This is a genomic window from Burkholderia sp. MSMB2157WGS, from assembly GCF_001532755.1.
Lineage (GTDB): Bacteria > Pseudomonadota > Gammaproteobacteria > Burkholderiales > Burkholderiaceae > Burkholderia.
Genome location: NZ_LPJG01000030.1, coordinates 1,010,869 through 1,032,896, shown reverse-complemented (window position 1 = coordinate 1,032,896; position 22,028 = coordinate 1,010,869). Strand labels below are relative to the sequence as shown.

Below are 22,028 nucleotides of genomic sequence, written 5' to 3'. Positions count from 1 at the left end.
CGGTTTCCCCGGGGTCGATTCGCATTTAAAAATGTCCGATCACGATGCATCGAGATGGCGAATCCGGCGCATACTCGTTTCTCTCCCCCGCCTGGCCGTCGCATGCCGGGCCCCGATGCGCTGCGCCATCGGCGCGGCCATGCCGCTCGGTACGCACGAGGAGCGCATGATGTCCGATTGTCCGCACGATCCGTACGCGCAGCACTATATCCATTGCCTGCCGTTTGGCGCGCAGCCCTGCGGCGCGCTCAGCACGGCGCCGCGCACGCATTTTCGCGTGTGGGCGCCCGGCAGCACTCACGTCCAGCTCGAACTCGATACCGGCTACGGCCCGACGCTCGTCCCGATGACGCGCGCCGGCCCGAACTGGTTCGAAGTCTTCGTCGACTGCGGCGCGGGTGCGCGTTACCGCTATCGTCTCGACGATACGGTGTCGATTCCCGATCCCGCGTCGCGCTCGCAACCCGAGGGGCTCAACGGCCCGAGCGAGGTCGTCGATCCGCGCGCGTTCAAATGGCGCAATACGTTCTGGCACGGGCGCGCGTGGGAGGACATCGCGCTGTATGCGATCCGCCCGCACGCGGTGGGCGGCTTCGACGGCGTGCGCCGCCGCCTGCCGCAGCTCGCGCGCCTCGGCGTGACCGCGCTGGAGTTGCTCGCGTCGCCGCACGACAGCCTGCCGTTCGCGCCGCTCGCGGCCGAAGGCGGCCCCGACGCGCTGAAGGCGCTGATCGACGATGCGCACGGCTACGGTCTCGCAGTGCTGCTGGAGCTCGACTACGCGCGCTTCGGCAGCGGCACCGATGCGCTGCGCCACTACGCGGGGCCGTTCTTCCACACGCGCGACGATCCGTTGCAGGCCGCGCCGCTCGCGCTCGACCATCCGGAAGTCTGCGATTTCTTCTGCGACAACGCGCTGTACTGGATCGACGAATACCGCTGCGACGGGCTGCGCCTGCGCGAAGCCGACCGGATCGGCGTGTCGTGGCTGCGCGAGATCGCGGATCGCGTGCGCGCCGCCGTGCCGGCCGACCGGCTGATCCACCTCGTACTCGGCAGCGAGCGGCATCCGGCCCATCTCGCCGATACCCATTTCGATGCGCAGTGGAACGGCTGCGGCGAACGCGCGCTGCACCGGCTCACGGGGCGCGACACGTCGGCGCATGAAGGCATTTCGATGCACCAGTCGATTCACACGCTCGCCCGCGCGCTGACCGCGGCCGGCGCGGCGTACCGGCCGGCCGCGCCGGCTGACGGCATGGCCGCCGACGGCGGCCTGTCGCTGACGTCACTTGTCCTGTCCGATGGCGCATGGCGCGACGGCGGCCCGGGCGATCACGACGGGCAGGCGGCCGGTCTGGCCGGGCTGGCGCTGTCGCTGCTCACGCCGCAGATCCCGCTGATCTTCGACGAGACCGCGCGCGACATCGACCGCGCGCATTTCGTGCAGTCGGCGCTCGCGGTGCGCGCGAAGCTGATCGCGCCAAGGCTGTCCGATTGCCGGCCGCAGGACGCACGTGCGCTGAAAGCGGATGGCGACGGCGATGCCGACGCGCTGTGCGCATCATGGCGGCTCGCCGACGACGAAACGTTGACGATCGCGTTGAACCTGTCGCCCGAGGCGGTGCCGTTCGACGCGCCGCGAGGGCGCGTGGTGTTCGAGACGCCGGCGCGTGCGCGCGACCGGGTCGATGAAGGGGAGTTGCCGCCGTATTCGCTCGTCGCGTGGCTGACGGGCGACGTCAATCGCTACGCGCTGACGCACGATGTGCGTCGCATCGACGACGGTTCGTGGCGCGGGATGCGTCCGAACCTGAACGCGTGAGGCAGAGCGCGTGACGCGTCGGAGCCGGGCGCGGCCCGGCCCGCAACGCTGCCGGAAGGCGCCGAATTACCAGAACCCGCGGATGCCCGCGATGCCGTATGCGCCGTGACGGCGCGCCTCGTCGAGATGCGCGCGCGTCATGCCGCCGAGCGCGAACACGGGCATCGCGGCCTGGGCGGCCAGCGTGTCGAATTGCGCCCAGCCGAGCGTCGGCGCGCCGGGGTGGCTGAGCGTCGGCAGCACCGGCGACAGCGTGACGAAATCCGCGCCCGCACGCGCGGCCAGCAGCAGATCGTCGCGCGAGTGGCACGCGGCGGACACGCGGCGGCCGGCCGGCAGCGGCCGTTGCGCGACGGCGCGCAGGGCGGCGCCGTCGAGATGCCAGCCGGCGCCGTCGAGCCGCATCACGCCGGCTGCATCGATCGGCCCGTTCAGCATCAGGGACGCGCCGGCTGCGTCGCAGCGGGCGAGCGCCGCGGCGGCCAGTGATGCGAACGCGGCCGCGTCGAGCGATTTCACGCGCAGTTGCACGAGCGTTTCGCCGCGCGCGAGCACGGCCGACAGCCGGTGGAGAAACGCGGCCCGATCGGCAGCCGACGCGGACGCCGGTTCCGGCGTGATCACGCAGCAGCGCGGCAGCGGCGCGTTCATCGTGCGACGACGCGACGCGCGGCCGTCATTCGTCGGCCTCTTTCGCGATCTTCGGATAGACGCGCACGAGTACGATGCGCGGCCCGTTCATCTTCTTCACGACGACGTCGAAGCGGTCGAACGACACGCGCTGCCCTTCGGTCGGCAGGTCGCTGAGCGCCTGGATCACGAGGCCGCCGACCGATTCCGCGCGGCCTTCGTCGATGTCGATGCCGAGCGCCTGTTCGAGCGAGACGACGGGCAGGCTGCCCTTGCCCATCAACGTGCCGTCGTCGAGACGGCTCCAGTCGGCATCGCCCTGGCGGAACTCGTCGTGGATCTGGCCGACCAGCGCGCCGAGCAGGTTATCGAGCGTCAGGAAGCCGATCGGCTTCTCGCCCTTGTTGCCCACCAGCGCGAAGTGCGGAGCGCCCTTGCGGAAGCGGCGGAACAGTTCGAGCGCCGGCGTGTCGGGCTTCACGTACTGGACCGGGCGCACGTAGTCGGACAGGTCGTCGAGCGCGGCGCCCGCGTGACGGGCGAGCAACAGGTCCTTCAGGTGGATCAGCCCGCTCACCTGTTCGCGCGACGCATCCTCGAACAGCGGATAGCGGCTGAAGCGGTGCCGCGCGACGATCTCCATGTTGTCGGGCAGCGGCAGGTCGCGCCGCAGGCCGATCATTTCATGGGCCGGCCGCATCAGGTCCGACACGGTCATCGACGAAAAATCGAGCGAGTGCGCGAGCGTGTTCCACTCGTCGTTGCTGTACGTGCCGCGCGCCGGCTGTGCCGCATTGCCGGCCGCGCTGCGGCGGCTGCGCAGGATCAGCTTCAGCTCGTCGGTCGAATAGTGCGCGTCGCCGCCGTGGTCGGCCGACAGCCCCGCGAGCCGCAGGACCGCGTTGGCGCTGGTATTGAGCACCCAGATCGCCGGATACATCGCCCAGTAGAACGCGTAGAGCGGCAGCGCGACCCACAGGCCGACCTTCTCCGACTGGCGGATCGCCATCGATTTCGGCGCCAGTTCGCCGACGACGATGTGCAGGAACGAGATCAGCGAGAACGCGAACACGAGCGAGATCAGGTGCACGACGCGTTCGGAGTGGACGCCGACGAGGTCGAGCAGCGGACCGATCAGTTGCGCGAACGCCGGTTCGCCGACCCAGCCGAGGCCGAGCGACGCGAGCGTGATGCCGAGCTGGCACGCGGAAAGATACGCGTCGAGCCGGCCATGCACGATGCCGAGGATGCGCCCGCGCAAGCCGTGCTTGCGGGCGAGGGTCTTGACGCGCGTTGCGCGGAGTTTGACGAGGCCGAATTCGGCCGCAACGAAGAACCCGTTCAGGGCCACCAGGAACAACGCGCCGATGAGCGCGAAGATCTGTAACAAAGAATCGCTCCGGTTATGACAGGCCCATCAGTATAGAGCCGGAAAGGAATTTGTAATGTATCGACCGGCCGCTTGCTTACACCGGCGCCTCGCAGGGAATCGAGAACGTGAGCGTGGCGGCGGCGCCGTCGGCGAACACGTCGTGCGTGAACGTGCCGCCGTGCGCGAGCGCGACGCGCTGGCACAGCGCGAGCGTCCACGCGCTGCGCTTTGCATCGCGCTCGCGCAGCATCTCGCGCCGGGCGAACGATTCGAACGCGTGCGGCTGCGCGGGATCGACGAGCGCGCCGGCGTTAACGGTGCAGGTGGCGCGCGCGGTGAATTGCGCGCCGTCGCGCGTGCAGGCGAACGCGACGCGGCTGCCCGCGGCACTGGCCTCGACGGCCGTCATCAGCATGGTCCAGAGCGCCTGCGCGACGCGTTCGCGATCGACGGCGAGCGACGGTTCGCCGTCCGGCAGCGTCGTGTCGAGCGCAACCTGCCGTGCGTCGGCGAGCGCGAACCGCACGAGCGCGACCGTTTCGTCGAGCAGCGCGCGCAGCGCGAACGGCCGCGGCGCGAGCGTGAGCATGCGCGTTTCCGCGCGCGGCGCGTCGAGCACGCCGTCGATCAGCGCGACCTGTTGGTCGATGCCCGTGCGGATGCCCGCGAGCGCGCGCTGCAGGTTCGGATCGGCATGGGCGAGCTGGCGCTCGAGCACGTAGGCCCAGCTGTGCATCGCATTCAGCGGGCTGCGCAGGTCGTGCGACGCGATGGAGAGCGCCTGGTCGCGCAGGAATAGCGCCGCCTGGGCGGCGTAGTGCGCTGCGCGTTCGCGCAGCAGGTCGGCGGCGGGATCGACGGAAGTGGACGTCACGGAGCAGGCCTGTCGGAAGCGGTTGGCGTGGAAGTCACGCGAATCGCCATTATAGGGACGGTGGGCGTCACGCCGGCAGCGCGTCCTCGTCCTTTTTCCGTGCGTCGCCGTTCGGCAGCAACTGGCATGCGAGCAGGCCGGCCAGCATCAGCGCGCAGCCGACGAGCGCGCGCAGCGTCAGCGTTTCGCCGAGCGCGGCCCAGCCGGCGATCGCCGCGAACACGCCTTCCATGCTGAAGATCACGGCCGCGTGTGCGGGCGCCGCGTCGCGTTGCGCGACGACCTGCAGCGTATAGCCGACCCCGACCGACAGCAGCCCGCCGTACAGCAGCGTCGGCAGCGCGCCGCGCAGCATCGCGACGCTGACCGGTTCGACCGCCAGGCCGACCGCGAGACACGCGATGCCGCACACGGCGAATTGCAGGAACGCGAGCACGAGCGGATCGTGGCGTTTCGCGAGATGGCCGACCGCCATCACGTGCGCGGCGATGATGACGGCGCCCGCGAGCTGGAACCAGTCGCCGTCGAGCACCGCGAAGTGTTCGTCGATGCTGAGGAAATACAGACCGACCGCGGCCAGCATCGCGCCGAACCACGTGCCCGCGCCGATCCGGTGGCGCGCGAACACGCCCATCAGCGGCACGATCACGACGTACAGCGAACTGATGAAGCCGGCGTTGGCGATCCGCGTGTATTGGAGGCCGAACTGCTGCAGCGAGATCGACACGGCGAGCAGACCGCCGAGCGCGACGCCCGGCAGCAGCAGTGCCGGTTCGCGCCGGATGGCCGCGAGCTGCGCGCGCGACGCCGTATTCATCATCAGCAGCGGCACGAGCACGAGCGCGCCGAGCAGAAAGCGCAGCCCGGTGAACAGGAACGGCCCGATCACGTCGAGGCTCAGGCGTTGCGCGACGAAAGCGGAGCCCCAGATCGCGGCGGCGGCGAGCATCAGCAGATTGGCGCGGAGGTGCTTGCGGGCGTCGGGCTTCATCGGCATTCGTCTGGAGATTGCGGGCGGTGGAGCCCGCTAGTTTACGCCGAGATTGCAAGGCTGTCGGCAAACCTGCGCAGCGCGGCGGCGGCCCGGGCGTCGCGTACGCGCGAATACAGCACGACCTGCGATTGCGGCAGCGGCGGCAGCCCGAATTTCGCGCCGACGTCGACCAGCGTGCGCGGGGCGACGCGGCGCGCGAGCGGGCAGACGGCCAGCCCCGCCGCGGCCGCCGCCGTGACCGCCGCGACCCCGCCGCCCGTGAAGCGCTCGCGCCATGGCAGCCCCGCACGGTCGAGCGCGCGCAGCGCGGCGGCCCGCACGCCGCAGGGGCCGGCCAGCACCGCGAGCGGCAGCGGCTCGCCGGCGCGCGGCGTCCAGTCGGGCGCGGCGAGCCAGGCGAGCGGCTCGGTGAACAGCGGCGTGCCGTCGTCGCGCGGCGGATCCTCGCCCGGCTCGTGACGGACGATCACCGCGTCGAACCGCCGTTCGTCGTATTGCGGAAGCAGGCTCGTCGACGCGCCGAGATGCATTTCCAGCGACAGCCCCGGATCCTGCCGGTGCAGGCTCGTGAGCACGGCCGGCAGGTCGGGCACCGCGACGTGCTCGCTGACGCCGAGCGACAGGCGGACCGTGCCGGTCGAGATCGCGCCGAGCGCATGCTCGTGCGCGTCGAGCAGCGCACGGGCGGCCGGCAGAAAATGCTCGCCGTCGGCGGCCAGCTTGACGACGCGCGGCGTGCGCGCGAGCAGCGGCTTGCCGAGATGGGTTTCCAGCCGCTTCAGCTTCAGGCTGACGGCCGATTGCGTGGTGCCGAGCGCATCGGCGGCGCGCGTGAAGCTGGCGAGGTCGGCGACCAGCACGAACGCGCGGACGGCATCGAGATCGAGTACTTTCATTTCAAATGAAAATGGATGAAATATTCATCAATGACTGTTCATTATAGGTTGGCGCGCCTAACCTGACGCTGTGTTTTCGTTCTTCAACGTCACTCACCGACAGGAGCAAGACCATGCCATTCACCCGTATCGCCGTACGCGAAGGCAAACCGGCCGCCTACCGCAGGGCCCTCGTCGACGGCGTGCACCGCGCGCTGATGCAGACGTTCAACGTACCCGAGGACGACATCTTCATGGTCGTGACCGAGCACGCGGCCGAGAATTTCGTGTTCGGCCGTCATTACTACGATATCGAGCGCAGCGACGATCTCGTGATGATCCAGATCACCGCGAACAACACGCGCACGCTCGAGCAGAAGCGGGCGCTGTACCGGACGATCGTCGAGAACCTCGCGCAGCAGCCCGGCGTGCGGCGGGAAGACGTATTCATCAGTCTCGTCGAGGTGCTGAAGGAGAACTGGTCGTTCGGCAACGGCATCGCGCAATACGCCGTCTGACGTGCCGGCTTGACCCGCCACAGGGAGACAGGGCCGGATCGTCGCCTGCGCGCTTTTGGGGCGTGTACTATGGAAGTTGCTTCACGAACGACGCCGGCGCGGTCGATGCGCCGGCGATCCTTCATGTGCAGGAGCCTCCATGTCGCGTGTGCTGGAAATCGTGCTGTCGTTGTCGCTGGAAGGGTGGCCGGTCAAGGGCGCAAGCCGCGCCCGGGGCGCGCAGCGCGACTTCGGCGCCGAGCTCGTGCGTGCGTGGCGGATCTGCCCGCAGGTCCGGATGCGGCGCGGCCACGAGCGCGTGACGATCGCACCGTGCCAGATCGAGGAGGCCGAGCGGAGTCCCGGCGCGAACTGGTGGACCTGGGTCGAATCGAACGCGCATGGCACGCGGGTCGTCGCCTCGCGCACCGCGACGTTCGCCCCCGGCGTCACGCAGCGCGAACTGTTCGACGCGGAGCACGCGGGGATCGCGGTCGCCACGCCGCTGCCGATACCCGCGCCGAGCGCCGCAGCCGGTGCCGACGCACGGGCCGCCGTCGGCGGCGATGCACCGGACACCGACGAAGCGCGGTCCCAGGCGTCGGCGCTGCGCGTCGTCAGCGAACGGCGGCGCGGGCGCTGGGCCGACGACAGCGGCGTCGTGGTCGAAATGACGCTCGACGACATCACGCTGCACGGCGGCGGCGAGCCGCCGCGCCGCCACGTCGAGCTGCGCCTGGCCGCGCCGGACTGGGAAACCGTGGCCGCGCGCACGGCCGCGCTGCGCGCGTTGTTTGCCGCGGCGCGCGAACTGAGCGGCGCGTGGCCCGCCTTCGTGCAACTGACGAGCGTGATCGACCGCGCCTGTGCGGGCGGCCCGCTGGCGCCCGCGCTGGTCAAGGCGCAAACCGTCGACCTGACCGGCATCCGCACCCAGCGCGCCGCGCTGTTCGCGCTGTCCGGCGACATCACCGCGCAGTGGCTCGGCAACGAATGCGGCGTCCTCGATCGCGACGATCCCGAATTCGTGCACCAGATGCGCGTCGCGCTGCGCCGCCTGCGCACGCTGATGCGCTTCTTCCCGCGTTTCACCGACCGTCAATGGAAGGACACGCTCGGCGTCGACCTGCGCTGGCTCGCCGCGCTGCTCGGCACGGTGCGCGACTGGGACGTGTTCGCGACCGAGAGCCTGCCCGCGCTGATCGCGGCCGACGGCGGCGGCAGCGACTGGGACGGCACGCTCGACGCCGCCCGCGCGCAGTCGATGGCCGCGCGCGTCGAGCTGCGGCAGGCGCTGCATTCGGCCCGCTATGCGCGGCTGACGCTCGGCTGGCTCGAATGGCTGAGCGCGCTCGCGCTGCCGGCGGCCGACGGCGACGACGCGCCGTCGCTGCGGCGTCACGCGTCCAGGCGTGTGCGGCGGCTGTTCGGTCATCTCTACGCATCGCCGTCGCTCACGTCGCTGGACACCGCGGCCCGCCATCGGGTGCGGATCGATGCGAAGCGGCTGCGCTATGCCCTCGAATTCTTCGCGTCGCTCGCGTCGCGCCGCACGCGCAACGAGACGGTCAAGACGCTGGCGCGCGTGCAGAGCGTGCTCGGCGAGGCGAACGACGCGATGGTCGCGCTGCATCATCTCGAGCAACTGGCGGCGCCGCCGTACCAGATCGGTTTCGTGCGCGGCTACGGCGCCGCGCTCGAACAGCGGGCGGCGCGCGACGCCGAGGCGCTACTGGCCAGCCTGCGGGCGCCGAAGCTCGGCGGCAAGCCGGGCTGAGCGCCGTGCGCCGACCCTATAATGGCCGCCCGTATCCCGCACGCATGCCGATGACGACCGACGCACCGCATTCCTCCTCGACCGCCGGACCGCTCGAATTGGGCGGCGAGCTGTGGCTGCGCGCCGGCGACCAGACGCTCGGCGGCGCGACGCGCATCGCGCTGCTCGCGGCGATCGGCGACACCGGTTCGATCACGCGCGCGGCGAAGGCCGTCGGCCTCAGCTACAAGGCCGCGTGGGACGCGGTCGACACGATGAACAATCTTGCCGGCGAGCCGCTCGTCGCGCGCTCGACGGGCGGCAAGGGCGGCGGCGGCACGACGCTGACGCCGCGCGCGACGTCGCTGATCGCCGCATTCCGCACGATCGAGCGCGAGCATCGCCGCTTCATCGAGGCCGCGAGCGCGGCCGTGGCCGGCTTCGACGTCGACTGGGCGCTGATCGGCCGGATCGGGATGAAGACGAGCGCGCGCAACCAGTGGTTCGGCAAGGTCGCGTCGATCGTGCGCGGCACCGTCAACGACGAGGTGACGCTTGCGCTGCCGGGCGGGCAATCCGTCGTCGCCGTGCTGACCCACGAAAGCGCCGAGGCGCTCGGGCTGCGGGAAGGCGCGAGCGCGTGCGCGCTGGTGAAGGCGTCGTGGGTCGTGCTCGCGGTCGACGATGGCGGGTCCGAGCTGAAGGTGTCCGCGCGGAACCGGCTGTGCGGCAGCGTCGAAGCCGTCGCGGCGGGTGCGATAAACAGTGAGGTGACGCTCGCGCTCGACGGCGGCGGGACGCTGACGGCCGTCGTGACCAACGACAGCGTCGACGCGTTGCAGCTCGACGTCGGCCGGCGCGCGATCGCGCTGTTCAAGGCGTCGAGCGTGATACTGGCGGTGACGGGCTGACCGGGCAGTGCGGCTTGCCGCGGGGGCGGGGCGAAGCCGGCGCCGCACCCGTTTGCATCGCACCGGCTTCGTTTTCCGCTTTCAGCATGTGCCGCGACGCGGCGTCTCTCAGGTTTCAACGTGGCGGCCAGCGCCACGGTCACGACCACGGCGTCGCGCGTTCAGACGACGCGCGTCGGCCACTCGGCGTGCGGCGCGCTCGCCAGCACGCGTCCTTCGCTCAACTGCACGACCTGGTCGCCGAAGGCGGCGACGTCGTCGGGGTCGTGCGAGATCAGCACCATCGGGATGTCGAGTCGCGCCTGCAGTTCGGCGAGCTCATGACGCATGCGCTGGCGCATCGCGCCGTCGAGCGCCGCGAACGGTTCGTCGAGCAGCAGGATGCGTGGCTGCGCGACCAGCGCGCGCGCGAGCGCCACGCGTTGCTTCTGCCCACCCGACAACTGCGACGGATACTGCCCGGCGAGCGATTCGAGGTCGAACGCGCGCAGCCAGTACGCGACCTCCGGCGGCACCGTTTTCGCGCGCGGGTTGCGCAGTCCGGACGTGAGCCCGAACGCGATGTTCTGCCGCACGTTCAGATGCGGAAACAGCGCGTAGTCCTGGAACAGATACGCGACCCGGCGTTCGCGGGTCGGCACGTCGATGCGGCGTGCAGCGTCGAACAGCGGCTCGCCGTTCAGCGCGATCGTGCCTTCGTCGGGCGTCAGCAGTCCGGCGATCGCCTGCAGCGTCATGCTCTTGCCCGCGCCGGACGGCCCGAACAGCACGACGCGCTGCGTCGTCGCCGTGAACGACATGTCGAGCGTGAAGCGGCGCTCGGCGTTCGCGTAGGTCTTGCGGATATCGACGACGAGGCTCATTCGACCCTCCGCCGAAGCGGGCCGGCTACCGCACGGCGCCGGCGATACGGGCGGGACGGGCGCTTCATGTCAGTTGGCTCCGCCGGGCGCGCGACGGCACGAGCCAGCCGGTCGCGAGCAGCACGAGCACGCAGGTGATCGACGTCACCAGCACGAGGAAGTTGGCCGTGGCGTCGTCGCCGGCCTGCACGGCCGCGTAGATCGCGACCGACAGCGTCTGCGTGCGGCCGGGCAGGTTGCCGGCGATCATCAGCGTCGCGCCGAATTCGCCGAGCGCGCGCGCGAACGCGAGCAGCGCCCCCGCGAGGATCCCGCGGGCGGCGAGCGGCAGCGTCACGCGGAAGAACACCGCCCCTTCGCCGAGCCCGAGCGTGCGCGCGGCGCGCTCCAGATGCGGATCGACGCCCTCGAACGCCGCGCGCGCCGATTTCAGGATCAGCGGAAACGCGACGACCATCGACGCGATCACCGCACCCTGCCACGTGAACACCAGCGCGATGCCGAGCGTGTCGAGCCACGCGCCGAACACGCCGCGCCGGCCGAGCAGCACGAGCAGGTAATAGCCGAGCACCGTCGGCGGCAGCACGAGCGGCAGCGTCAGCACGGAATCGACGACGTCGCGCAGCGGCGAGCGCCAGCGCGCGAGCACGAACGCCGCCGCGACGCCGAGCACGATGTCGAGCGCGGTCGCCCAGCCGGCCACCTTCAGCGACAGCAGGAGCGGGACCCAGGCGTCATGCATCGCGATACGCTCACTTGGCGGGCTTGAAGCCGAACGTCGACAGCACGGCCTGGCCCTGCGGCGACGCGACGAAATCGATGAACGACTGCGCCTGCGCGGCGTGGCGACTGTCCTTGACCACGGCGATCGGGTAGGTGATGGCCGTCTGCGTCGGCACCGTCAGCGCGACCTTCACGCGGCCCGGCATGATCGCGGCGTCGGTGCCGAACACGAAGCCCGCGTCGACCTCGCCGCGCGCGACGTAGTCGAGGCTCTGGCGCACGTTGGCGGCGAGCACGCCCTTCGCGCTGACGGCGTCCCACACGCCGGCCGCGCGCAGCGCGCCCTCGGTGTAGCGGCCGACCGGCACCGAGGCCGGGTCGCCGTACGCGATGCGCTTCACGCCGGGCGCGGTCAGGTCGTTCAGCGACGTCGGCGCGGCCGCGTGACTGTCCGCCGGCACGATCAGCACGAGCGAGTTCGCGGCGAAATCGCGGCGCGTGCCGGGCACGATCACCTTCTCGCTCACCGCGCGATCCATCGCCTTCTGGTCGGCCGACGCGAACACGTCGGCCGGCGCGCCCTTGGCGATCTGCTGCATCAGCACGTCCGACGCGCCGAAGTTGAACAGCACCTTGGTGTCGGGATGCTGCTTCTCGTACGCGTCGCCGACGGCCTTGAATGCATTCGTCAGGCTGGCGGCCGCCGACACGACCAGTTCGTCGGCGGCGGAAGCGGGCGCGCTGAACGCGACCCCGGCGGCAAGCGTGGCGATCGGCAGCAGGCGAAGCAGGCCGCGGCGAAGCGGACGGACGGTTGAGCGCATGGAGATTCGTTTCGAATGGGTGGAAACCGTAATCGTAATATAGGGCAGGTTATAACGCTCGACATACTGCTCATGCGGCGGTGCGCATGAAATGGTCAGACGTAAAAAGGGGCGCCCGTCACGCGTGAAGCGTATGCGGCGCCGATTCGGTGCGCTGCAGCGACGACGGCTGCGACGCGGGACGGTAGTTCGGGTTGGCCTTCCAGCGCGCGCGGACGAACGGGCGCTCGTGGCCCGACAGTTGCAGCGCGACCTTGGTGACCCAGCGGTGCGACGGCACCGTGAGGCCGTGCAGCGCCACGGTGACGAGCGCGAGGCTCGCGACGACCGCCGGCACCGACCAGCGGTGCGGCGCCGCGCGCCACGAGCCGGCGATGAACGCGAGCGCGGCGATCGCGCCGACGATGCAGCCGGTGATCGATTCGGACGGCGAATGCGCGGCGAGTGCGACCCGCGACACGCCGACCGCGACGCCGGCCGCGAGCCCGAGCGCGATGCCGGCGATCCGCACCGGCGTGCGCGTGCGGATCAGCGCGAGGAACATCGCGACCGGATACACCGACGTCGACAGCATCGCATGCCCGCTGAATCCGGTGAAATCCCACGCGCGGATGCCGATGCCCCAGCCGAGGAACGCGATCTTCGTGAGCGCCACCACGCCGATCGCGGCCGCGAGCACGCCGAGCCACGCGGCCGCACGCTGCCACGAGTAGCCGAGCGCGAGCCAGACGGCGATCGTGATCGCGAGCGGCAAGGTCAGGCCGGCGCCGCCGAACGCGGTGATCATGATCCACAGGTGAGCGGGCAGGTCGAACATCGGGAAGGGAGCGGACGAAGGCGGGACAATGCTTAAATCAACGCGCGAGCCGGGAAGAACGACTACAACGGATACAAGCGACGAAGCCCCAGTATAGCGCCGCGTCCACATGAGGCCCGTTTTTTGCGCTACCGGCAACGATCGGCGTGCAGGAAAAATCCCGGAAACAATGCTATGGTGCATTGCACAAAGTCGAACGATGCATCCGTTGCGGTGCTCTGATGGCGCCCCTATTTTCCTGACTGCGAGCCCGATCGATGACCAAAAGTCTGACCAAGATGTGGCTGGGCGGCATGAAACGCATGCTGTCTCCGGCCGCCAAGCGAGCGGCGCGCGATGCGCAGCGCCTCACTCGCGATGCACTTGAGGCCGTGGCCTCGCCTGCCGTGCCCGATCCGTCCCAGCCGCGCGAATCGCGCGTGCGGCCGCGCGCGGCCGCTTGGGCGGCGGGCGAATGGACGCGCGGCGAACATCCGATGGCGCCGGCGCTCGGCCGCCTCGTCCAGAATCTCGCGTACGGGCTTTATGTGCCGCCCGGCCGCCGGCGTGGTGCGATACCGCTCGTCGTGATGCTGCACGGCTGCCGGCAGTCGGTCGACGAATTCGCGCAGGGCACGCGGATGAACCTGCTGGCCGACAAGCACGGTTTCGCTGTGCTGTATCCGGAGCAGTCGCTGCGCGCGCATTCGCATGGCTGCTGGCACTGGTACGAGGACACCGACCGCGCGGGGCGAGGCGAGGCGGACGCGGTGGCGTCGCTGGTCGACGCGCTGGTCGACGAGCACGGCTTCGACGCGTCGCGCGTCTACGTCGCGGGGCTGTCGGCCGGCGCGGGCCTCGCGTCGCTTCTTGCGCTGCACCATCCGGACCGCTTCGCGGCGGTCGCGTTGCACTCCGGCCCCGCGCTCGGCGAGGCGAATTCCGGCATCACTGCGATGGACGTGATGCGGCGCGGCCTGCGGCAGAACCCGGCTGCGGCTCTCGATACGCTGGTCGACGCCGGCGCGTATCCGGGCATGCCCGCCTTGATCGTCCAGGGCGACGGCGACCGGGTCGTCGCGCCGAAGAATGCCGACCAACTGGCCGTGCAGTTCATGCGCCTGAACGGGCTCGCCGATAGCCGGGGCGCGTTGCGCGGCGGCGAACGCGTCGAGTCGCGCGAAACGGGCGCCCGAGTGACCGACGTATGCCGCGACGGCGAGCCGGTCGTGCGGCTTTGCCACGTGAAAGGGCTCGATCACGCATGGGCCGGCGGCGACGAAGCCGTGCCGTTTCACGCGGCAGTCGGCCCCGACGCAAGCGCGATGATCTGGGCCTTTTTCGAAGCTCATCGTCGCACTGTGGCGACCGAACGACGCACCGTTTGATCGACGCTGGCCAAAGGCTAGGGGTTTTCCCTATAATTCGGGAAAACCCTAGTCCAGACCTTTGCGAGATCGAACATGTACCTGCTGAGCCACCTCTTCCTGATGCTGACCAAGAACGCCGAAAAGGCCGCGAAAGAGCGCGCCGACGCGTACCTGGCCGAAGCCACCGACATCTACGATCTCGAATTCCGCATGCGCAAGATCGATCGCGACGCGGCACTGAACCGCCCGTATTCGTTCGGCGCGCGCTAAGCGGCGCACGCGGGCCTGCCGGCCCGCCATTTCGACGATTCGCGCAAAAGGGCGCGTGCGGCACCATGCCGCACGTGCCCTTTTTGCATTCTGCCGAACCTACGTCGCGTCAGACGACCGTCAGGCGCACCGGCACGTTGTTGCGCGTGGCGTTCGAATACGGGCACACGTGGTGCGCCTTGTCGACCAGCGCCTGCGCGTCGGTCTTGTCGAGCCCCGGCAGCGATACGCGCAGTTCGATGTCGAGCCCGAAGCCGCCGGCGTCGTTCGGGCCGATGCCCACTTCCGCCGTGACTTGCGTATCGGCCGGCAGCGTCTGCTTGTTCTGGCCCGCGACGAATTTCATCGCGCTCAGGAAACAGGCCGAGTAACCTGCGGCAAACAGTTGCTCCGGATTCGTGCCTTCCGCACCCGTGCCGCCGAGTTCGCGCGGCGCGGCCAGCTTCACTTCCAGCTTGTGGTCGGCGGATACCGCGCGGCCGTCGCGGCCGCCCGTGCTCGTGGCGCTGGTCTTGTACAGAATGTTCATCGTGCAACTCCTGTCGGGAAAAGGGAGAAAAGAGGTCCGGTGAGACGGGGCGTCGCCGGCCACGAGGAAAATATAGAACACAAATTGTTAGTGTGCAAATGAAATTTGCAAGAAAATCTTGGAGCCAGTTTCTGGTCGGTCCGATGGGCTCTGAAAGCTCATGCCTCCTACGCTCCCGTGCTCCGTACGCGATCCTTGCGCAATTGGTTATAGTAGCGTCGTCGCTTTCACCTTTCTGTCGCGCCACTTTTTGCGAAGGTTGCTTAGCGGCACAGCGAAAAAATCTCATCGCCCAAATTGAACACAAGAATCAAGATGGCAATCTCTTTCTCGATTAAGACCCCGTCTGGGACCAGAAATGTCCAAGTTGAACCGGGAACCTCCATGTATTTCGTTGGTGCTAATGGAGGCGGCAAGACTAGACTTGCAGTCCAAATTGAAACCGAACTTGGCGATAAGTGTCATCGTATATCGGCTCACCGCGCACTTAGCTTGAATCCTGAGGTCGCCAAGGTTAGCGAAAAATCTGCACTAAATGCGTTGAGATATGGCTATGCCGGCGCGGAATCGCAGATAGGGTATCGCAACGTAAATCGTTGGCAGCAGAAAGCCGCGACGAACTTGTTGAATGATTACGACTTCCTGGTTCAGGCTCTGTTCGCTGAACAATCAAACACTGCACTTGAAAGCCATAAGAATGCGAGAGCGGGCAATGGTATGCCTGCGGCGCAAACGAAGTTCGAAAAGCTCGTCGAAATCTGGGACAGGCTGCTCCCACACCGGAAACTCAACATTTCTGGCGACAACATCACCGTCACGGTAGCGGGTTCAACTGGTCACTATCCGGCTCCCGAGATGAGCGACGGAGAGCGGGCAGTTTTCTATCTCATCGGGCAAACTCTAATGTCGGCTCAGGACAGCCTAATAATTTTCGATGAGCCCGAGCTACACATCCATCGCTCCATTGTTGCTGGTCTATGGGACGAGCTGGAAGCAGCACGGCCAGATTGCAGTACAGTTATTATTTCGCATGATCTTGAATTTGTTGCATCAAGAAAGGGCCAGAAGTTTGTACTGCGGGCCTACCATCCCGACACTGGATGGATAATCGAAGACATTCCCGAAGAGAGCGCATTCTCGGAGGAAGTTACGACACTTATTCTCGGTAGCCGCAGACCCGTACTTTTTGTCGAAGGTGGTACCCGCAGCATTGATAAAGCCGTCTTCCGAGCATGTTATCCAGACTGGACAATTATCCCGAGAGGATCTTGCGAGGAAGTACTGCACGCCGTCGTCACCATGCGAGCAAACGCGGCCCTCACTCGAGTTAGCTGCGCCGGCATTGTCGACGCCGATGCCTACACCGTAGAAGAAGCCGAAGCCTTTCGCGCCAGAGGAATTGAGATACTGCCGGTCTCGGAAATTGAGAATCTCTTCCTGCTTCCAGATGTGGTGAAGGCAATCGCCAAGTCAGATGGCTATGACCAGAATGAAGTAAGCCAACGGGCGGCACAAGTTCATGACGACCTGTTTGCGCACGCTACAGAGCAAAAAAATCAGCTCGACATCATATTGCGATACTGCCGTCGCAGAATTGACAGAATGCTGAAGAAAGTTGACTTAAGTGCAGCTTCCGACGTGGATGCGCTGGCGGCAACCTACGCGGAGAAAACCGGCTCGCTCGATGTTAACTCTCTCGCGAAACTCGCTCGTGATGCGATGCAAGACGCAATTGCCAAGCAAGACGTCGCCGAACTGCTCCGGTGGTACGACAACAAAGGAATTCTGACCCTCGTGGCAAAGGTGAAGGGCGTGACGAAGGACAAGTTCGAGCAATGGGTCGTCCGTGTCATGCGTAGCGGCACCGTCCCCGAAATGACCGCTGCGCTCAAGGCCAATTTGCCAATTCCCACTGCGGCCTGAACCTGGGCCTACGGCGGAAACCGCAAAACGCTCACAGAATGAGCATTCAAAGCCCAGACTAACAGCCTAAGTTGTCTCAGGCGATAAGTTAGCTAGCGGCCAATCCAGCACTTTAACCCGACAAGCCTGTAATGCCGTGCGGGTCAATGAAAAGCTGGTGTGCTGACGGTCTTGAGAACTGCACCCCAAGGCGCCCAGAAATAGGGTGAGCGGTAGATTTTTCGCGTCACACTGTCCGTCTAGCCTCCGCCGGGCGCGATGTCCGGCTGGCAGCAACACAAGCAGCCAGCGAGGCAAAGCTGCAAGTGAAACCGCCCGGTGGCGCAGGCAAGGTCGCTCGGCGCTCGAGCGTCACCGTTCGTTGGCCACCGACAACGCGTCGCGCAATTGCTGGAGGTCGGCGCGCAGCCTGATCAGGAACTCGGGGGTTTGCTGCATCGTGCAAAAGAGATCGGCGGGCACCGAGCGCGCGCGATCCTTCAGCGCACGGCCTTCCGGCGTCACGCGCACGTTGACGACGCGCTCGTCGGCCGCGCTACGCACGCGTTCGACGTAGCCGAGCGCTTCCAGCCGCTTGAGCAGCGGCGTGACCGTGGCCGGATCGAGGTCGAGCCGCGCGGCGATGTCCTTCACGGCCATGTCGTCGCGTTCCCACAGCACGAGCATCGCGAGATATTGGGGATAGGTCAGCGACAGCTTGTCGAGCAGCGGCTTGTACGCCTTCGTCATCGCGTGCGAAGTCGAGTAAAGCGCGAAGCACAGTTGCTCGTCGAGCGTCTGGGGCAGCGGAGGCAGGCGATCCATGATTCGGGGAAGCGCGGCGGATGCGCGAACGATTTGTACGCAAATTATTTTGCGCGCAAAAGACCGGATTGAACAGAGGCGACCGGATGCGGATCGTTAGAGGAAAAAGGGGAGGTCAAGGCGCGCCGGGCGACGAGCCGGCGCGAGAAACGGCGAGACGGCCGGCGACATGCGCCGGCCGGGAGAAGGGTCAGCGACCCGACATCGTCGTGGTCGCGCCCGGTTCCTGCACGCCGAAGCAGCCGCGATAGGTCGCGTAGAACGAGCAGTACAGCATCGTGACGATGATGATCGTCACCGGCATCATGATCGTCAGCGCATACGCGCCGGCGCCGAGCGCCTGCAGCAGCAGCGACAGCGCGAGCGACGTGCCGAGCGCGACGCCGAACCATAGCGCGCCGTACACGACGAACGCGCCGCGATTGCGCCAGCAGCTGACGATGCTGAAGAACAGCGCCTTCGCGGGCGGGACGTCGTGCCACGCGACCAGCACCGGCGCGAACCAGAACAGCATCGCGACCGGCAGATAGAGCAGCGTCGCGAAGAACAGCGCGCCGAGCGTGCCTTGCGCGGCCAGCGTCTCGGGCGTCGTGTTCGCTTCGTCGGCCGCGCCCATCATCACGTGGAACAGCGCGCCGCCGTCCACGAACGACGAAGCGGCGAACACCAGCACCATCGACGCGACGTAGATCGCGCCGAGCGCGAGCAGCCGCTGGGTCGCGACGGTGCCGTACGAGCGAAAGCCGTCGACGAGGATCGTCGGCATCACCGTCTTGCCGGCCACCGTGTCGCGGCACGCGGCCATGAACCCGACCGCGATGCCGGGAATGAACACCAGCGGCAGCGCCGAGCCGATCACGGGCACCATCGACACCAGCGTAATGGCGAGCAGATACGTGAAGAACAGCGTGATGAACGCGAGCGGATTCCGGCGGAACAGCCAGATGCCTTGACGGAACCAGACATAGCCCGTTTTCGCGGGCACTTCGATCAGTTGCATGCGGTTTGGATCTCGGGAAGCGCGGGCGTATGCGCGATACGCTCCCGCAGGATGCGTTCGAAATGGCCGGGGTCGTGCGGCTTGAGCATCTCGGCCGCGCGCGGCAGGTAGAAGTCGTACAGGCGCGACACCCAGAAGCGGTACGCGCCGGCGCGCAGCATGTCGCTCCAGTGGCGCCGCTCCTCGGCCGTGAACGGCCGGACCGTCTGGTAGGCGCGCAGCAGCGCATCGGCGCGCGCGACGTCGAGCACGCCGCTCGCGAGGTCGACGCACCAGTCGTTGACGGTCACCGCGACGTCGAACAGCCACTTGTCGCAGCCCGCGAAGTAGAAGTCGAAGAAGCCGCCGAGGCGCACGTCGTGACCGGTGCCGGGCGCCGCATGGGCGAACAGCACGTTGTCGCGGAACAGGTCGCAATGGCACGGCCCGCCCGGCAGCGCCGCATAGTCGTCCGACGCGAAGAAGCCGGCCTGGTGCGCGAGTTCGCCTTCGAGCAGCGTGCGTTGCGCGTCCGTGATGAACGGCACGATGGCCGGCACGTTCTCCTGCCACCACGGCAGGCTGCGCAGGTTCGGCTGGCTGCGCGGATAGTCGCGCCCGGCGAGGTGCAGACGCGCGAGCATCTGCCCGACCTCGATGCAGTGTTCGACCCCCGGCGCGAGTTCGGCTGCCCCGTCGAGCTTCGTGACGATCGCGGCCGGCTTGCCGTGCAGTTCGCCGAACAACGCGCCGTCGTCGCGCGGGACCGGGTCCGGCACCGGCACGCCGTGGGCGGCCAGATGGCGCATCAGGTCGAGATAGAACGGCAGTTGCTGCGCCGTGAGCTTTTCGAAGATCGTGAGGACGTATTCGCCGCGTGTCGTCGTCAGGAAGAAATTGCTGTTTTCGATACCGGACGGAATGCCGCGGAACGCAAGCACGTCGCCCAGTTCGTAGTGGCGCATCCATTGCGCGAGATCGGAGTCGGAAACAGCGGTGAAAACGGCCATGCGGGATGCGTCAGGTCAGGGTGTCGGCACGCGGGCGGCGTGCATCGCGACAGCAGGTGAAGGGGCGGCGCGGCGCGATCGGTGCGCGGCGCCACGGAATCAGTAGCGCAGGTTCAGCGACGGCAGGCGCGTGATCGGGATGCCCGCGTCGTGCGGCTTCGGCGACGTGTCGGGCGTCGAGCTCATCTGGTAGCGCGTGCCGAAGTTCGACTTCACGTCGATCTCGACCGGCTTGCCGCGGTCGCGGTACTCGGTGACTTCGGTGCCGTTCTTGCTCTTTTCGTGGAAGCTCGGCGTGCGGCGGATGTCGGCGAAGTCCACTTTCGACGTGACTTCGGCGCCCGGCCGGTTGATCTTGCGGAGATCGGGCAGGCCGGCGGCTTCGTTGGCCTCGGCCCGGGCCTGCGCGTCGGCGTCGGGCGTGCCGCCGGCGGCGTGAGCGACGCTGGCGGCGGCAAACGCGACGGCAGCGGCGACGAAAATGAGCGGCTTCATGATGAGTCTCCAGTGAACCTACCGATTTTAGCAAATACTGAGCGCCATCCGGCCCTTGCGCGCGCAGGGGCAGCCATAAAGGCGACGGGGTTCCGTGGTAATGTCGTCGGATCAGACGAGGTGATGAAAATGAAGAACGATTTGAGCCGCCGGCACCGTGTGCTGTCGCCCGAAAGCCCGTCGGTCGAGGCTTTCGACGATCCGATCGCCGCCGTCGCGCGGCTGTCCGCCATTTACGACACGAATACGGGCTTCCTGCGCGATGCGTTTGCGCGCTATCGCCGCCACGAACCGATCACCGAGCACGTGCGCGCGTGCTACCCGTTCGTGCGGATCCGCACCGACGTCAACACGCACGTCGATTCGCGCCGCTCGTACGGCTTCGTCGCGGGCCCCGGCGTATTCGAGACGACGGTCACGCGCCCCGATCTCTTCGCGAACTACTACCGCGAGCAACTGCGCCTGCTGTCGAAGAACCACCATGTGAAGATCGAGATCGGCGTGTCGTCGCAGCCGATTCCGATTCATTTCGCGTTTCCGGAAGGCATTCATCTCGAGGGCGAACTCGATCGCGACCGCCTGCTCGCGATGCGCGACATCTTCGACACGCCCGATCTGTCGTATCTCGACGATCGCATCGTCAACGGCACGTTCGAACCGGCGCCGGGCGAGCCGCATCCGCTCGCGCTGTTCACGGCCGCACGCGTCGACTTCTCGCTGCACCGGCTGCGCCACTACACGGCGACGTCGCCCACGCACTTCCAGAACTACGTGCTGTACACGAACTACCAGTTCTACATCGACGAGTTCGTGAAGCTCGGCCGTACGCTGATGACGGAAAGCGACGACCCCGAGGTGCGCGCGTACCGCAGCGAGTACAGCGCGTTCGTCGAGCCGGGCGACGTCGTCACGTACAACGCGAACCTCGGCGGCGAACCGGCCGAGGGCACCGCGCCGCCGCGCCTGCCGCAGATGCCCGCGTATCACCTGAAGCGCGCGGACGGCAGCGGGATCACGATGGTCAACATCGGCGTCGGCCCGTCGAACGCGAAGACGATCACCGATCACATCGCGGTACTGCGTCCGCACGCGTGGGTGATGCTCGGTCACTGCGCGGGGCTGCGCAACACGCAGCGTCTCGGCGACTACGTGCTCGCGCACGGTTACGTGCGGGAGGATCACGTGCTCGACGCCGACCTGCCGCTGTGGGTGCCGATTCCGGCGCTGGCCGAAGTGCAGCTCGCGCTCGAGCGCGGTGTGGCCGAGGTCACGCGGCTCGAAGGTGCGGAACTGAAGCGCGTGATGCGCACCGGCACGGTCGCGAGCGTCGACAACCGCAACTGGGAGCTACGCGACCATCGCGAGCCCGTGCAGCGGCTGTCGCAGAGCCGCGCGATCGCACTCGACATGGAAAGCGCGACGATCGCCGCGAACGGCTTCCGCTTCCGGGTGCCGTACGGCACGCTGCTGTGTGTATCGGACAAGCCGCTGCACGGCGAACTGAAGCTGCCGGGCATGGCCGACACGTTCTATCGCGGGCAGGTCGATCAACACCTGCAGATCGGCGTGAAGGCGATGGAGATCCTGCGCACGAACGGGCTCGACAAGCTGCATAGCCGCAAGCTGAGAAGCTTCGCGGAAGTGGCGTTTCAGTAACGACACGGCGCAACGGCGTCCGTCACGACAAAGGCCGCACGCGAACCCGGGT

22 protein-coding genes are annotated in these 22,028 nt (G+C 67.6%); 8 read left to right on the top strand and 14 right to left on the bottom strand.

Going from position 1 to position 22,028, the window contains the following annotated elements:
• Positions 1 to 169 precede the first annotated feature (169 nt).
• Entirely contained in the window at positions 170 to 1,825 is a 1,656-nt protein-coding gene (locus tag WT53_RS23080) for a DUF3459 domain-containing protein (RefSeq protein ID WP_034206231.1), read from the top strand.
• Positions 1,826 to 1,891: 66 nt separating this feature from the next.
• Here the strand turns inward: WT53_RS23080 and WT53_RS23075 are convergent, their stop codons facing one another.
• The 5 genes from WT53_RS23075 to WT53_RS23055 form a co-directional block, all read right to left on the bottom strand.
• Positions 1,892 to 2,476, bottom strand: a complete 585-nt coding sequence (locus tag WT53_RS23075) for a thiamine phosphate synthase (protein WP_060261674.1) — start codon at positions 2,474 to 2,476, stop codon at positions 1,892 to 1,894.
• Positions 2,477 to 2,501: 25 nt separating this feature from the next.
• A complete protein-coding gene (locus WT53_RS23070) occupies positions 2,502 to 3,845 on the bottom strand; it encodes a hemolysin family protein (RefSeq protein ID WP_059784106.1) in 1,344 nt (447 codons plus the stop codon).
• Between the two features lie 76 nt (positions 3,846 to 3,921).
• Entirely contained in the window at positions 3,922 to 4,701 is a 780-nt protein-coding gene (locus WT53_RS23065) for a sensor histidine kinase KdpD (protein ID WP_060261671.1), read from the bottom strand.
• 67 nt (positions 4,702 to 4,768) lie between these two features.
• A complete protein-coding gene (locus tag WT53_RS23060) occupies positions 4,769 to 5,692 on the bottom strand; it encodes a DMT family transporter (protein WP_059825661.1) in 924 nt (307 codons plus the stop codon).
• Positions 5,693 to 5,733: 41 nt separating this feature from the next.
• On the bottom strand, positions 5,734 to 6,591 hold the full coding sequence (locus WT53_RS23055) for a LysR family transcriptional regulator (RefSeq protein WP_059784103.1): 858 nt from the start codon (positions 6,589 to 6,591) through the stop codon (positions 5,734 to 5,736).
• Positions 6,592 to 6,704: 113 nt separating this feature from the next.
• Here WT53_RS23055 and WT53_RS23050 point away from each other — a divergent pair, with 113 nt between their 5' ends.
• The 3 genes from WT53_RS23050 (at position 6,705) to WT53_RS23040 (ending at position 9,734) form a co-directional block, all read left to right on the top strand.
• Entirely contained in the window at positions 6,705 to 7,088 is a 384-nt protein-coding gene (locus tag WT53_RS23050; RefSeq protein WP_034205254.1) for a tautomerase family protein, read from the top strand.
• 139 nt (positions 7,089 to 7,227) lie between these two features.
• Entirely contained in the window at positions 7,228 to 8,844 is a 1,617-nt protein-coding gene (locus tag WT53_RS23045) for a CHAD domain-containing protein (RefSeq protein ID WP_060261668.1), read from the top strand.
• A 44-nt stretch (positions 8,845 to 8,888) separates the two neighbouring features.
• Entirely contained in the window at positions 8,889 to 9,734 is an 846-nt protein-coding gene (locus tag WT53_RS23040; RefSeq protein WP_034205252.1) for a TOBE domain-containing protein, read from the top strand.
• Positions 9,735 to 9,895: 161 nt separating this feature from the next.
• On the opposite strand, the gene WT53_RS23035 is transcribed toward WT53_RS23040, so the two are convergent.
• The 4 genes from WT53_RS23035 to WT53_RS23020 all read right to left on the bottom strand — a co-directional run bounded on the left by WT53_RS23035 (position 9,896) and on the right by WT53_RS23020 (position 12,961).
• Positions 9,896 to 10,597 (bottom strand): sulfate/molybdate ABC transporter ATP-binding protein, encoded by a 702-nt coding sequence (locus tag WT53_RS23035; RefSeq protein ID WP_034205251.1) that lies wholly within the window; start codon positions 10,595 to 10,597, stop codon positions 9,896 to 9,898.
• A gap of 64 nt (positions 10,598 to 10,661) precedes the next feature.
• A complete protein-coding gene (gene modB, locus WT53_RS23030) occupies positions 10,662 to 11,339 on the bottom strand; it encodes a molybdate ABC transporter permease subunit (RefSeq protein ID WP_034205250.1) in 678 nt (225 codons plus the stop codon).
• Between the two features lie 10 nt (positions 11,340 to 11,349).
• On the bottom strand, positions 11,350 to 12,144 hold the full coding sequence (gene modA / locus WT53_RS23025) for a molybdate ABC transporter substrate-binding protein (protein ID WP_034205249.1): 795 nt from the start codon (positions 12,142 to 12,144) through the stop codon (positions 11,350 to 11,352).
• 118 nt (positions 12,145 to 12,262) lie between these two features.
• Entirely contained in the window at positions 12,263 to 12,961 is a 699-nt protein-coding gene (locus tag WT53_RS23020; RefSeq protein WP_034205248.1) for a phosphatase PAP2 family protein, read from the bottom strand.
• Positions 12,962 to 13,218: 257 nt separating this feature from the next.
• Between WT53_RS23020 and WT53_RS23015 the strand changes: the two genes are divergently transcribed.
• Complete coding sequence (locus tag WT53_RS23015; protein ID WP_034205247.1) at positions 13,219 to 14,328, top strand: PHB depolymerase family esterase; 1,110 nt, start codon at positions 13,219 to 13,221, stop codon at positions 14,326 to 14,328.
• A 75-nt stretch (positions 14,329 to 14,403) separates the two neighbouring features.
• Entirely contained in the window at positions 14,404 to 14,580 is a 177-nt protein-coding gene (locus WT53_RS32825) for a DUF3563 family protein (RefSeq protein ID WP_080747669.1), read from the top strand.
• A gap of 109 nt (positions 14,581 to 14,689) precedes the next feature.
• Here WT53_RS32825 and WT53_RS23010 read toward each other — a convergent pair whose 3' ends face one another.
• Positions 14,690 to 15,109 (bottom strand): organic hydroperoxide resistance protein, encoded by a 420-nt coding sequence (locus tag WT53_RS23010; RefSeq protein WP_034205246.1) that lies wholly within the window; start codon positions 15,107 to 15,109, stop codon positions 14,690 to 14,692.
• A 315-nt stretch (positions 15,110 to 15,424) separates the two neighbouring features.
• Between WT53_RS23010 and WT53_RS23005 the strand changes: the two genes are divergently transcribed.
• A complete protein-coding gene (locus WT53_RS23005) occupies positions 15,425 to 17,032 on the top strand; it encodes an AAA family ATPase (RefSeq protein WP_034205245.1) in 1,608 nt (535 codons plus the stop codon).
• Positions 17,033 to 17,383: 351 nt separating this feature from the next.
• On the opposite strand, the gene WT53_RS23000 is transcribed toward WT53_RS23005, so the two are convergent.
• From WT53_RS23000 to WT53_RS22985, 4 genes are all read right to left on the bottom strand, one after another.
• Positions 17,384 to 17,836: a MarR family winged helix-turn-helix transcriptional regulator gene (locus WT53_RS23000; protein ID WP_034205244.1), complete on the bottom strand. Its 453-nt coding sequence runs from the start codon at positions 17,834 to 17,836 to the stop codon at positions 17,384 to 17,386.
• A gap of 190 nt (positions 17,837 to 18,026) precedes the next feature.
• Entirely contained in the window at positions 18,027 to 18,836 is an 810-nt protein-coding gene (locus WT53_RS22995) for a BPSS1780 family membrane protein (protein WP_034205243.1), read from the bottom strand.
• Positions 18,827 to 19,825 carry a homoserine kinase gene (locus WT53_RS22990; protein ID WP_034205242.1) on the bottom strand — a complete coding sequence of 333 codons (999 nt, stop codon included), beginning with the start codon at positions 19,823 to 19,825 and terminating at the stop codon, positions 18,827 to 18,829. The genes WT53_RS22995 and WT53_RS22990 overlap by 10 nt, the downstream gene beginning before the upstream one ends.
• A 99-nt stretch (positions 19,826 to 19,924) precedes the next feature.
• On the bottom strand, positions 19,925 to 20,320 hold the full coding sequence (locus tag WT53_RS22985; RefSeq protein ID WP_006479446.1) for a hypothetical protein: 396 nt from the start codon (positions 20,318 to 20,320) through the stop codon (positions 19,925 to 19,927).
• A 129-nt stretch (positions 20,321 to 20,449) separates the two neighbouring features.
• Between WT53_RS22985 and WT53_RS22980 the strand changes: the two genes are divergently transcribed.
• Positions 20,450 to 21,976: an AMP nucleosidase gene (locus tag WT53_RS22980; RefSeq protein WP_034205241.1), complete on the top strand. Its 1,527-nt coding sequence runs from the start codon at positions 20,450 to 20,452 to the stop codon at positions 21,974 to 21,976.
• The last annotated feature ends 52 nt before the right edge of the window (positions 21,977 to 22,028 follow it).